This window comes from Variovorax ginsengisoli (assembly GCF_030486595.1).
Taxonomy (GTDB): Bacteria; Pseudomonadota; Gammaproteobacteria; order Burkholderiales; family Burkholderiaceae_C; genus Variovorax; species Variovorax ginsengisoli_B.
Genome location: NZ_JAUJZH010000010.1, coordinates 134,788 through 146,148 on the forward strand (window position 1 = coordinate 134,788; position 11,361 = coordinate 146,148).

At 68.8% G+C, this 11,361-nt stretch carries 11 protein-coding genes; 1 reads left to right on the plus strand and 10 read right to left on the minus strand.

What is annotated here, in order from left to right; all coding sequences use genetic code 11:
- Positions 1 to 31: 31 nt before the first annotated feature.
- Positions 32 to 3,532, plus strand: a complete 3,501-nt coding sequence (gene dnaE, locus QZH52_RS15910) for a DNA polymerase III subunit alpha (protein ID WP_301810735.1) — start codon at positions 32 to 34, stop codon at positions 3,530 to 3,532.
- 89 nt (positions 3,533 to 3,621) lie between these two features.
- Here dnaE and tolA read toward each other — a convergent pair whose 3' ends face one another.
- From tolA to ribD, 10 genes are read right to left on the minus strand one after another with little or no spacing between them, the layout of a single operon-like run.
- Positions 3,622 to 4,590 carry a cell envelope integrity protein TolA gene (gene tolA / locus QZH52_RS15915; protein ID WP_301810736.1) on the minus strand — a complete coding sequence of 323 codons (969 nt, stop codon included), beginning with the start codon at positions 4,588 to 4,590 and terminating at the stop codon, positions 3,622 to 3,624.
- Positions 4,591 to 5,028 carry an ExbD/TolR family protein gene (locus tag QZH52_RS15920; RefSeq protein ID WP_286522577.1) on the minus strand — a complete coding sequence of 146 codons (438 nt, stop codon included), beginning with the start codon at positions 5,026 to 5,028 and terminating at the stop codon, positions 4,591 to 4,593.
- A 16-nt stretch (positions 5,029 to 5,044) separates the two neighbouring features.
- Positions 5,045 to 5,758 carry a protein TolQ gene (gene tolQ, locus QZH52_RS15925; RefSeq protein WP_301810738.1) on the minus strand — a complete coding sequence of 238 codons (714 nt, stop codon included), beginning with the start codon at positions 5,756 to 5,758 and terminating at the stop codon, positions 5,045 to 5,047.
- The gene (gene ybgC, locus QZH52_RS15930; protein WP_301810740.1) at positions 5,755 to 6,207 is read right to left on the minus strand and encodes a tol-pal system-associated acyl-CoA thioesterase; all 453 of its coding nucleotides are present in this window, start codon (positions 6,205 to 6,207) and stop codon (positions 5,755 to 5,757) included. The genes tolQ and ybgC overlap by 4 nt, the downstream gene beginning before the upstream one ends.
- Positions 6,208 to 6,211: 4 nt before the next feature.
- Positions 6,212 to 7,411 carry a pyridoxal phosphate-dependent aminotransferase gene (locus QZH52_RS15935; RefSeq protein ID WP_301810742.1) on the minus strand — a complete coding sequence of 400 codons (1,200 nt, stop codon included), beginning with the start codon at positions 7,409 to 7,411 and terminating at the stop codon, positions 6,212 to 6,214.
- The gene (gene nusB / locus QZH52_RS15940) at positions 7,408 to 7,941 is read right to left on the minus strand and encodes a transcription antitermination factor NusB (protein ID WP_286522571.1); all 534 of its coding nucleotides are present in this window, start codon (positions 7,939 to 7,941) and stop codon (positions 7,408 to 7,410) included. The genes QZH52_RS15935 and nusB overlap by 4 nt, the downstream gene beginning before the upstream one ends.
- The gene (gene ribH / locus QZH52_RS15945) at positions 7,938 to 8,402 is read right to left on the minus strand and encodes a 6,7-dimethyl-8-ribityllumazine synthase (RefSeq protein ID WP_286504149.1); all 465 of its coding nucleotides are present in this window, start codon (positions 8,400 to 8,402) and stop codon (positions 7,938 to 7,940) included. The genes nusB and ribH overlap by 4 nt, the downstream gene beginning before the upstream one ends.
- On the minus strand, positions 8,402 to 9,562 hold the full coding sequence (gene ribBA / locus QZH52_RS15950; RefSeq protein WP_301810749.1) for a bifunctional 3,4-dihydroxy-2-butanone-4-phosphate synthase/GTP cyclohydrolase II: 1,161 nt from the start codon (positions 9,560 to 9,562) through the stop codon (positions 8,402 to 8,404). Before ribBA ends, ribH begins: the two co-directional genes overlap by 1 nt.
- Positions 9,559 to 10,212 (minus strand): riboflavin synthase, encoded by a 654-nt coding sequence (locus tag QZH52_RS15955; protein ID WP_301810750.1) that lies wholly within the window; start codon positions 10,210 to 10,212, stop codon positions 9,559 to 9,561. The genes ribBA and QZH52_RS15955 overlap by 4 nt, the downstream gene beginning before the upstream one ends.
- 43 nt (positions 10,213 to 10,255) lie before the next feature.
- Positions 10,256 to 11,353 carry a bifunctional diaminohydroxyphosphoribosylaminopyrimidine deaminase/5-amino-6-(5-phosphoribosylamino)uracil reductase RibD gene (gene ribD / locus QZH52_RS15960; RefSeq protein WP_301810752.1) on the minus strand — a complete coding sequence of 366 codons (1,098 nt, stop codon included), beginning with the start codon at positions 11,351 to 11,353 and terminating at the stop codon, positions 10,256 to 10,258.
- Between the last annotated feature and the right edge of the window lie 8 nt (positions 11,354 to 11,361).

The following is an 11,361-nucleotide window of genomic DNA, read 5'->3' on the forward strand; positions in this document are numbered from 1 at the left end:
TCGTGGAGGCGGCGTTTTCTACAATGGCCGGATGTTCGTTCACCTGCGCCTGCACACCGAGTTTTCCGTCGTCGACGGCACCAACCGCATCGATGAAGTCGTCAAGGCCGCGGCCGCCGACGGCCAGCCCTCGCTGGCGATCACCGACCTCAACAACCTGTTTGGCGCCGTCAAGTTCTACAAGGAGGCGCGCGGCAAGGGCGTCAAGCCGGTGCTGGGCGCCGAAATCCATGTCGAAGGCCTGGGCGCCGAGCCGGGCGCGCTGACCCGCATCGTCCTGCTGGTGCAAAACAAGGAAGGCTACCTGCACCTGTCCGAGCTGCTGGCGCGCGCCTGGACCCAGAACGTGGGCCGCGGCCAGGCCCAGGCGGCCTGCAAGCTGGCCTGGCTCGAGGAACTGCAGGGCGGCCTGATCGCGCTGTCGGGCGCGCAGGCCGGACCGCTCGGCGCGGCGCTGCTGCAGGGCCACGAAGAGCGCGCCGCCGAGATCGCACTGCAGCTCGCCGGCCTGTTCCCGCACCGCTTCTATATCGAGCTGCAGCGGGCCGGCCGGCCCGACGACGAGCCGCACGTGGTCGCCGCCGTCAAGCTCGCCGCGCGCCTCAGGCTGCCGGTGGTCGCGACCCATCCGGTGCAGTTCGCCACCGCCGACGACTACGAGGCGCACGAGGCACGGGTCTGCATCTCCGAGGGCGAGATCCTCGGCAACCCGCGCCGGGTGCGCAAGTTCACGCGCGAGCAGTATTTCAAGTCCTCGGCCGAGATGGCGGCGCTGTTCGCCGACGTGCCGAGCGCGTTGGCCAACACGGTCGAGATCGCCAAGCGCTGCAACCTCACGCTGGTGCTCGGCAAGCCGCAGCTGCCGAACTTCCCGACGCCCAATGGCATGCCGATCGAGGAGTACTTCCGCGTCGCCTCGTTCGAAGGGCTCGAAGAGCGCCTGGCGCACCTGTACCCCGACGCCGCCAAGCGCGATGCCGAGCGGCCGCGCTACGTCGAGCGGCTCGAGTTCGAGATCAACACGATCCTGAAGATGGGCTTTCCGGGCTACTTCCTGATCGTCGGCGACTTCATCAACTGGGCCAAGAAGAACGGCTGTCCAGTCGGTCCGGGCCGGGGCTCGGGTGCCGGCTCGCTGGTGGCCTACGCGCTCAAGATCACCGACCTCGACCCGCTCGAATACAAGCTGCTGTTCGAACGCTTCCTGAACCCCGAGCGGGTCTCGATGCCCGACTTCGACATCGACTTCTGCCAGGGCAACCGCGACCGCGTGATCGACTACGTCAAGGACAAGTACGGGCGCGACGCGGTGAGCCAGATCGCCACCTTCGGCACCATGGCCGCGCGGGCCGCGATCCGCGACGTCGGCCGGGTGCTCGACATGAGCTACATGTTCTGCGACGGCGTCAGCAAGCTGATCCCGAACAAGCCCGGCAAGCCGGTCACGATCCAGTACCCGCCGGCGGACCTGTCGGAAGCCGACCGGGAAAAGTACGCGATCGCCGCCGAGCCGCAGCTCGCCGCCCGCATCGAGAAGGAAGAAGAAGTCCGCATGCTGGTCGAGCTGGCGCAGAAGCTCGAAGGCATGACCCGCAACATCGGCATGCACGCGGGCGGCGTGCTGATCGCGCCGGGCAAGCTCACCGACTTCTGCCCGCTCTACCAGCAGCCGGGCAGCGATTCGGCCGTGAGCCAGTACGACAAGGACGACGTCGAGGCCGTGGGCCTGGTCAAGTTCGACTTCCTGGGCCTGGCCACGCTGACCATCCTGGAGATCGCCAAGGACTTCATCGTCGCCCGCCACAAGGGCCAGGAGAACTTCGCCTTCGAGAACATCCCGCTCAACGACGTGCCCACCTACAAGCTCTTCTCCGAGGGCAAGACCGAGGCCGTGTTCCAGTTCGAATCGCGCGGCATGCAGGGCATGCTGAAGGACGCGCGGCCGACCCGCCTCGAGGATCTGATCGCGCTCAACGCGCTGTACCGCCCGGGCCCGATGGACCTGATCCCCAGCTTCGTGGCGCGCAAGCACGGGCGCGAGCCGGTCGAGTATCCGCATCCGCTGGTGGCCGAGATGCTGTCCGAGACCTACGGGATCATGGTCTATCAAGAGCAGGTGATGCAGACGGCGCAGATCCTGGGCGGCTACTCGCTCGGCGGCGCCGACCTGCTGCGCCGCGCGATGGGCAAGAAGAAGGCCGAGGAAATGGCCGAGCACCGCGAGATCTTCCGCAAGGGCGCGGCCAAGAACGACATCGACCAGAAGAAGGCCGACGAGATCTTCGACCTGATGGAGAAGTTCGCGGGCTACGGCTTCAACAAGTCGCACGCGGCCGCCTACTCGCTGCTGGCGTACCACACGGGCTGGCTGAAGGTCCACTACACGGCCGAGTTCTTCTGCGCCAACATGACGGTGGAAATGGACGACACCGACAAGCTCAAGGTGCTGTTCGAGGACGCCCAGAAGAACTTCGGCATCAGCTTCGAGCCGCCGGACGTGAACCGCGGCAACTACCGCTTCGAGCCGGTGACCGACCGCGTGATCCGCTACGGACTGGGCGCGGTCAAGGGCACGGGCCAGCTCGCGGTCGAGGCCATCGTGAAGGCGCGCGAGGAGGGCGGCGCGTTCACGAGCCTGTTCGACTTCTGCGTGCGCGTCGACCGCCAGCGCATCAACAAGCGCACCGTCGAGGCCCTGATCAAGGCCGGCGCCTTCGACGCGATCCAGCAGAACCGGGCCTCGCTGATCGCCTCGGTCGATCGCGCCTTCGAATTCGCCAACGCGACCCAGGCCAACGTGGCGCAGGCCGACATCTTCGGCGACTGCGAGCACGGCTCGGCGGCCCAGGAGCCCGGCCTGGTCGACGCCACGCCCTGGGGCGTCAAGGAGCGGCTCACCTACGAGAAGACGGCCGTTGGCTTCTACCTGTCGGGCCACCTGTTCGACGAGGTCGAGCACGAGGTGCGGCGCTTCTGCAAGCGTGAGATCGACGAGCTGCTCGACAGCCGTGAGCCCCAGGTGATCGCCGGCATCGTGAGCGACTTCCGGGTCATCAACGGCCAGCGCGGCCGGCTCGCGATCTTCAAGCTCGACGACAAGTCGGGCGCGATCGACGGCACCGCCGACGAAGCGCTATTCAATGCCAACCGCAACGTGCTCAAGGACGACGAGCTGGTGATCGTCAGCGGTCGCCTGCAGCCCGGCCGCGGCGGTTTCGAGGCCCGCTTCCAGGTCCAGCAGGTCTGGGACCTGGCCACGGCGCGCTGCCGCTTCGGCAAGTTCCTGCGCGTGGCGGTGAACGGCAAGGCGCCCGACATCGCGCGGCTGGTCAAGGACTTCCCGCCCCGCACCGAGCAGAGCGAACACGGCGAGCTGCGGCAGGGGCTGGGCGTGCGCCTGTCGATGGAGCGCGGCGGTGCGCAGGTCGAACTGCAGTTGGGCGAGCGGGCCAAGTTCTTCCCCACCGATGCGGCGCTGGCCAGCTGGACGGCGCAGGCCGACGCCGGCAAGGCGGCGGTGGTCTACGAGTAGACCGGCGCATGTTCAGGCGCGACCGTGAGCTGTTCCTGCTGCTCAACGCGGGTTGAGCGCAGGGCGCAGCGCATAGAACCCAGGCCGGGTCAGCGCTTCGGCCGCAGCGTCACGATCAATCGCGCGGGCACGGTGCCGTCGATGTCGCGCGGCAGCTTTTCGGTTTTCTGCAAGGCGCGCAGGGCGGCGTCGTCCCAGTTCGGCAGGCCGCTGGTCTTGACCAGCTGCGGGGTGCCGACGATGGTGCCATCGGGCGCCAGCCGGACGTCGAACTCGGCGCCCGGATTGCCGCTCACCAGATCGGCGTCGGGGAACACGACGTTCGGCCGCACCGCGGCGGCGACCTTGCCGCCGTAGCTGCCCGACGGGCCCGACGACTTCGCGGCAGCGCCTTCTCCACCCGAACCGGCCATCGCCTGCATCCGCTTGAGCGTGGCCGCCCGATCGGCGGCCGCCTGCGCAGTCTGCTTGGCCTCGGCTTCCTTTTTCTTCGCGGCTTCAGCCTGCTTGGCGGCCTCGGCCTCCTTGCGCTTCTGCTCGGCGAGCTTCTTCTGTTCTTCCTTCTTGCGCTCGGCCTCGTCCTCGGCGCGCTCGCGTGCCTCGGCCTCGCGCTTTTCCTGCGCCGCCTTCTTCTGGGCCTCGAGCTTCTTCTGCTGCTGGGCCTGCTGCTCGAGTTCGCGCTCCTTCTGCTCCTTCAGTTCCTTTTGCTTCTTCTCGCGTTCGAGGGCAATGTCGGGCGCCTTCGGCGCAGGCGTCGGCTCCGGCGGTCGAAGCGCCTGAGGCGGTGGCGGCGGAGGGGGAGGCGGCGGTGGGGCAGGGGTCGGCGTCGGGACCGGCGGCACTGGCACCGGTGCAACGGCGCGCGGCGCGGCCTGCTGCACCGTGCTCGACCACAGTTCGGCCTCGACGGCGTCGTTCTCGGCCTCGCGGCGCCAGTTCACGCCCCAGGTCAGGGCGGCGATCAGCAGCGCATGGGCGACCAGGGCCAGCGCGACAGCGCGCGGCGTGCCGCGCTGCGGCGGCGGCGCAAATTCGGGGCGGTCGGCAGCGAGCGACACTTACCTGGCGCCCGTGGTTTGGACCGACAGCCCGACCCGCTCGATGCCGCTGCGCTTGAGCTGGTTCATGGCCTTCACGACGGTCTCGTACTTGACGGTCTTGTCGGCGCTGATCACCACCGGCCGCTCGGCATCGCCGCCTTGAGCCTGCTTGGCGGCCGCGCCGATCTGCGTCATCGGGATCGAGCTGCCGCCGCTGCCGGTCGACGGGTCTTTCTTGATCTGCACCTCGTCGTCGCTCTTGATCACGATCTCGATCGGGCGATCGGGTTGCTTGTTGGCCTTGTCGACGCTCGGCAGGTTGATCACGCTCGGCGTGATCAGCGGCGCCGTGACCATGAAGATGATCAGCAGCACCAGCATGACGTCGATGAACGGGACCATGTTGATCTCGTTGATCGTGCGGCGGCCGCGGCCGCGGGAGGACATGGCGGGCATGGTGCGGTGCTCCGGTTCAGCGGCCGGCCGGGGTCACCGACGCCGGGTTCACGTGGGCCGTGAGGTTGCGCTGCAGGATGTTCGAGAACTCTTCGATGAAGGTCTCGAGCGCGATCGCGATCTTGTCGATCTCGCGGGCGAAGCGGTTGTAGGCGACGACCGCCGGGATCGCCGCGAACAGGCCGATCGCGGTGGCGACCAGCGCTTCGGCGATGCCGGGCGCCACGGTGGAGAGCGTCACCTGCGCCAGCGCCGCGAGGCCGGTGAAGGCATGCATGATCCCCCAGACCGTGCCGAACAGGCCCACATAGGGCGAGACCGAGCCGACCGTGGCGAGGAAGGACAGGTTCTGCTCGACCGCATCGAGCTCGCGCTGGTAGCTGGCCCGCATGGCGCGGCGCGAGCCGTCGAGCAGGGTGCCGGTGTCGGACACGTGGCGCTCGCGCAGCTTCTGATATTCGCGCATGCCGGAGGCGAAGATGCGCTCCATCGGGCCGGCGAACTTGGCGTTCTGGGCCGCCGAGGAGAACAGCTCGTTGAGGCTGGTGCCGGACCAGAAGTCGCGCTCGAACTCCTCGTTGAGCGAGCGGGTGCGCTTGAGCGCGAAGTACTTGCGGAAGATGGCCGCCCAGCTGGCGACGGACACCACGATCAGCAGCAGCACCACGAGCTGCACCGGCAGGCTGGCGTGGAGCAGGAGGGAGAGTATCGACAGGTCTTGTTGATTCATGGCTTGAGAGGTTGAGACATGGAGCCCGCGACGCGCTCGAGGGTTCCCGAAACCTGGCGCGGGATGCGTGCGGGCCGCAGGCTGGCCGCATCGACCCAGCCGATGCGGATCGTGCCTTCGCACAGCAGGGCAGGGCCCGATGTTGCGTCTTGCTCCGAATTTGATAGCACGCGCTGGGCGATTATCAGTGACGCCGAGCCGATTTGACGCAGCTCGGCTGTAACCAGCAGTTCGTCGTCGAGCCGGGCCGGACGGTGGTACTTGAGCTGCGTCTCGATCACCACGAAGATGCCGCCCGTGTCCTCGCGCAGCTGCCGCTGGGCGATGCCCAGGGAGCGCAGCCACTCGGTGCGGGCGCGCTCCATGAACTTCAGGTAGTTGGCGTAGAACACGATGCCGCCGGCATCGGTGTCCTCCCAGTAGACGCGGATGGGCAGCGCAAAGCTCATTCGGTCAGGCGGCAACGGCGGCGCCGGCCCAGGCGCGCAGGCGGGCCACCGACTCCTCGAGGTGCGCCATCGAGCTGGCGGTCGAGAAGCGGATGAAGCGCCCGGTCTCGGCACTGCCGAAGTCGCGCCCGGGCGTGACCGCGACATGGGCTTGCTGCATCGCCTCGAAGGCGAAATCCCAGCTGCCGTCGATGCCGAGCTTCTCGGCCAACGAGGAGCAGTCGGCCCAGGCGTAGAAGGCACCGTCGGGCATCACCGGCACCTGGAGCCCCAGCGCGTTCAGCTGCGGGATGAACCAGTCGCGACGGGCCTTGAATTCGGCCCGGCGGCGCTCGTATTCGGCGATGCTGTCGGCCTCGAAGCAGGCCAGCGCCGCGTATTGCGAGACCGTGCTGGCGCAGATGAACAGGTTTTGCGCCAGGCGTTCGACCGCCGGCACCAGGGCATCGGGCACCACCAGCCAGCCGAGCCGCCAGCCGGTCATGTTGAAGTACTTGCTGAAGCTGTTGATGCTGATGACCTGGTCGTCGATCGCCAGCGCGGTCTGGCCGAACTGGTCGTCGTACGACAGGCCGAGGTAGATCTCGTCGATCAGCGTGATCCCGCCGCGCGCGCTCACGACCTCGTGGATGCGGCGCAGTTCGCCAGGCGCGATCGAGGTGCCTGTCGGGTTCGAAGGCGAAGCCAGCAGCACGCCGCGGGTGCGCTCGGTCCAGGCCGCCTCGACCTTGGCGGCGCTGAGCTGGAAGCGTTCGGCCGCGGTGGTCGGCACCAGCACCGCGCGGCCGTCGGCCGCGGTCACGAAGTGGCGGTTGCAGGGATAGCTGGGGTCGGGCAGCAGCATCTCGTCGTCGGCCTCGATGAGTGCCAGGCAGGCCAGCTGCAGCGCGGCCGAGGCCCCGGCCGTGATGACGATGCGGCGGGCCGGCACGTCGACCTTGAAGCGCTCGGCGTACCAGCCGCTGATGCGTTCGCGCAGGTGCTCGAGGCCGGTGGCCTGGGTGTACTGCGTGGCGCCGGCACGCACGGCGCGCGCGGCGGCTTCCTGCACCAACGGCGGCGCCGTGAAATCGGGCTCGCCAATGTTCAGGAAGATCATCGGCCGGTCGGTGTGGGCGACCTCGCGCGCCAGCTTGGAGGCCGCCTTCGCGACCTCCATGACGTAGAACGGCTCGATGCGTTCGGCCCGCTGCGAAATCCTCATGGCTTTGCCTTGCCCGACAAGCGGTCCGCCTCCACCTCGTCGGGACGCAGTTGGGGCGCCAGGCCGTTGAGCACCGCGTTGACGTACTTGTGACCGTCGGTGCCGCCGAATTCCTTGGCCAGCTCGATGCACTCGTTGAGCACCACGCGCCAGGGCACGTCGAGGCAATGCTTGAACTCGTAGACGCCGATCCACATCACGCCATGCTCGATCGGCGAGATCTCCTCCAGCTTGCGGTCGAGCAGGGGCACGATCAGGGCGTCGAGCTCGTCGGCGCTTTCGATCGACCCGTGCAACAGTGCGTCGTAGTGCGCGGCGTCGGCCTTGTGGAAGCCGGCCAGGTCACGGGTGAACTGGTCGATCGAGGCGGCGTCGTTTCGACCCACGAGGTGCTGGTAGAGAGCCTGCAAGGCGAACTCGCGGGCCCGGCTGCGGTTCGACTTGGCGGCGGCCTTGCGCGCCCCGGTGCTGGTGAGCCCGGTGCGGGTCTGGCGCGGCTTGCCGCTGGATGATTTGGTGTCTTCGGTCATGAAAGGGTGGCGAGCAGCTGCGCCATCTCGACCGCCACGCGCGCGGCGTCGCGGCCCTTGTCGGTCTGTCGCGCCACGGCTTGTTCGAGGTTCTCGGTGGTCAGGATCGCGTTGGCGATCGGGATGCGGTAGTCGAGCGCCAGCCGGCTGACGCTGGCGCCGGACTCGTTGGCCACCAACTCGAAGTGGTAGGTCTCGCCGCGGATGATGCAGCCCAGCGCCACCAGGGCGTCGTAGCGCTCGCGCTCGGCCAGCGCCTGCAGCGCCACCGGAACTTCGAGCGCGCCAGGCACGCTCACGTGCTCGATGTCGTCGTCGGCGACGCCGAGCGCCGCGAGTTCATCGCGGCAGGCCTTGGCCAATGCGTCCGTGATGTCTTCGTTGAATCGCGCCTGCACGATCCCGATGCGCAGGCCCTTGCCGTCGAGCGCGACGTCGGCGCCCTTGTTCGCGTGTTGCATCAGAGGTTTTCTTTCGAGATGTAGCCGGCGATCTCGAGGCCGTAGCCGGCCGCCATGCTGGGCATGCGGCGCGGAGTGCCGAGCAGATTCATCTTGTGGACGCCGCACTCGCGCAGGATCTGGGCGCCGATGCCGTAGCTGCGCAGATCCATGCGGCCGCGCTCGGGCGCCTGCGCCGGCCGCGCTGTGCCGTCGAACTGCGACAGCAGCTCGGCGCCGGTCTCGCCGCAGTTCAGGAGCACCGCCACGCCCTTGCCCTGGGCCGCGAGATGCGCCAGGCTGGCGTCGAGGCTCCAGGAATGCAGCGCGCGGTTGAGTTCGAGCGCATCGAGCACCGACAGCGGCTCGTGCACGCGCACGTCGACCGTGTCGCCGGCACCCCACTTGCCGCGCACCAGCGCCAGGTGCACGCCGTTGCTGGGCTTGTCCTTGAAGGCGTGGGCGGTGAAGGGGCCCCAGGCGGTCTGGATCTCGCGGCAGCCGACCTTCTCGACCAGGGTCTCGGTGCGGCTGCGGTGCTCGATCAGGGCGGCGATGGTGCCGATCTTGATGTCGTGTTCGGCCGCGAACAGCTGCAGGTCGGGCAGGCGCGCCATCGTGCCGTCTTCGTTCATCACCTCGCAGATCACCGAGGCCGGCGAGCAGCCGGCCATGGCCGCCAGGTCGCAGCCGGCTTCGGTATGGCCGGCGCGCATCAGCACGCCGCCGTCGACCGCCTGCAGCGGGAAGATGTGGCCGGGCTGGACCAGGTCGGCGGCCACGGCGTTGGGCGCCACCGCGGCCTGGACGGTGCGCGAACGGTCGGCGGCCGAGATGCCGGTGGTCACGCCCTCGGCGGCTTCGATCGAGACCGTGAAGGCGGTCGAGTGCTTGGCGCCATTGCGCGCCACCATCGGCGGCAGCTGCAGCCGCTCGCACATCTCGCGCGAGAGCGTGAGACAGATCAGGCCGCGCGCATGGCGGGCCATGAAATTGATCGCCTCGGGCGTGACGTGGTCGGCGGCCAGCACGATGTCGCCTTCGTTCTCGCGGTCTTCCTCGTCGACCAGGATCACCATGCGGCCGGCGCGCAGCTCGGCCACGATGTCTTCGACCGGGGATATCGGCGCGGGGGCACGGCCGCTGCGCGGGGCGCCGATCGGCGTGACGGATGCATTCATGGGAGCTTGTCTTGGGTGGGTGGTTGGATGGCGCCGGCCTGGAGCATGCGCTCCACGTAGCGGGCGACGGTGTCGATCTCGAGGTTGACCCGGCTACCTGCCGAGAGGCTGCCGAGCGCGGTGTTCTCGACCGTGTGCGGGATCAGGTTGATGCTGACCTCGCTGCCGTCGGCGACGTCGTTCACGCTGTTGACGGTGAGGCTGACGCCGTTGATCGTGATCGAGCCCTTGTAGGCCAGGAAGCGGGCCAGCGCCGGCGGCGCCAGCACGCGCAGCTCCCAGCTTTCGCCGACGGGTTCGAAACGGCGCACCGTGCCGATGCCGTCGACATGGCCGGACACGATGTGGCCGCCCAGCCGGTCGCTGGCACGCAGCGCCTTCTCGAGGTTGACCCGTGTCTGCGCTTCCGACAGGCCTGCGGTCTTGTCGAGCGATTCGGCCGAGATGTCGATGGTGAACAGCTTTTGCGTCGGGTCGAGGGTGGTGACGGTCATGCAGGCGCCGTTGAGCGCGATGCTGTCGCCGAGCCCCACGTCGTCCAGATAGCCGTCGGGCACCGCAATGCTGAGACGCTTGCCGTGGGAGGAAGAACTGCCGAGGTCGTGGACGGCGGCGATGCGCCCCACGCCGGTGATGATTCCGGTGAACATCGCCGCATTTTCGCAGAGATGCGGGGGCTGCCCGGCCCGCTGCCTAAAACTTGTCCCGGCCGGCGACGCGGGCGACGATCCGCAGGTCGGGGCCGATCGCCTCGAACGACCGGAATTCGAGCGCCAGGGCCTCGTCCAGCGCAGTGAGCGGGCCGCCCGCATGGGGCCGGCTGGCGATGCCCAGGCCGTCGCCGATGAACTTCGGCGCCAGGTACAGCAGGATCTCGTCGACCAGGCCTTCGCGCATCAGCGAGCCGTTGAGCTTGTGGCCGGCCTCGACGTGCAGTTCGTTGACTTCGCGCCGGGCCAGGTCGGCGAGCAGGGCGGCCAGGTCGACCTTGCCGTCCGCGTTGGCCAGGCAGCTGATGGTGGCGCCGCGGGCTTCGAGCGCCAGGGCCTTGGCCTCGTCGCGCGCGGCGGCGTAGATCCAGACCGGGCGCCCGATCTCGAACAGCCGGGCGTCGGGCGGGGTCTGCAGGCGGCTGTCGACGATCACCAGCGACGGCTGGCGCACGGTCTCGACCAGCCGGACGTCGAGTCGCGGGTCGTCCTCGATCACGGTGCCGACGCCGGTCAGGATGGCGCCGGCGCGGGCGCGCCAGGCGTGGCCGTCGGCGCGCGCCCGCTCGCCCGTGATCCACTGGCTGGTGCCGTTCTCGAGTGCGGTCTTGCCGTCGATCGAGGCCGCGGCCTTGAGCCGGACCCAGGGGATCTGGCGGACCATCCGGCTGAAGAAGCCGAGGTTGAGTTCGCGCGCCTCCATCGCCAGCGGCCCGACTTCGACCTCGACGCCGGCAGCGCGCAGGCGCTCGAAGCCCTGGCCTGCGACCTTCGGGTTGGGGTCGGCGATCGAAGCCACGACTCTTCGGATGCCGGCCTCGACCAGTGCATCGCAGCAGGGGCCGGTGCGGCCGTGGTGGGCGCAGGGTTCCAGCGTGACGAAGGCGGTCGCGCCGGCGGTCGAGGCGCCACGGGCAGCGGCATCGCGCAGGGCCATCACTTCGGCGTGCGGCCCGCCGGTGCGCTGGGTGTGTCCGCTGCCGATCATCCGGCCGTCGGGCGCGACGATGACGCAGCCGACCGCCGGATTCGGAGGCGCCGTGGTGCTGGCCTCCTGCGCCAGCGAGAAGGCGAGAAGCATCGCCTCGG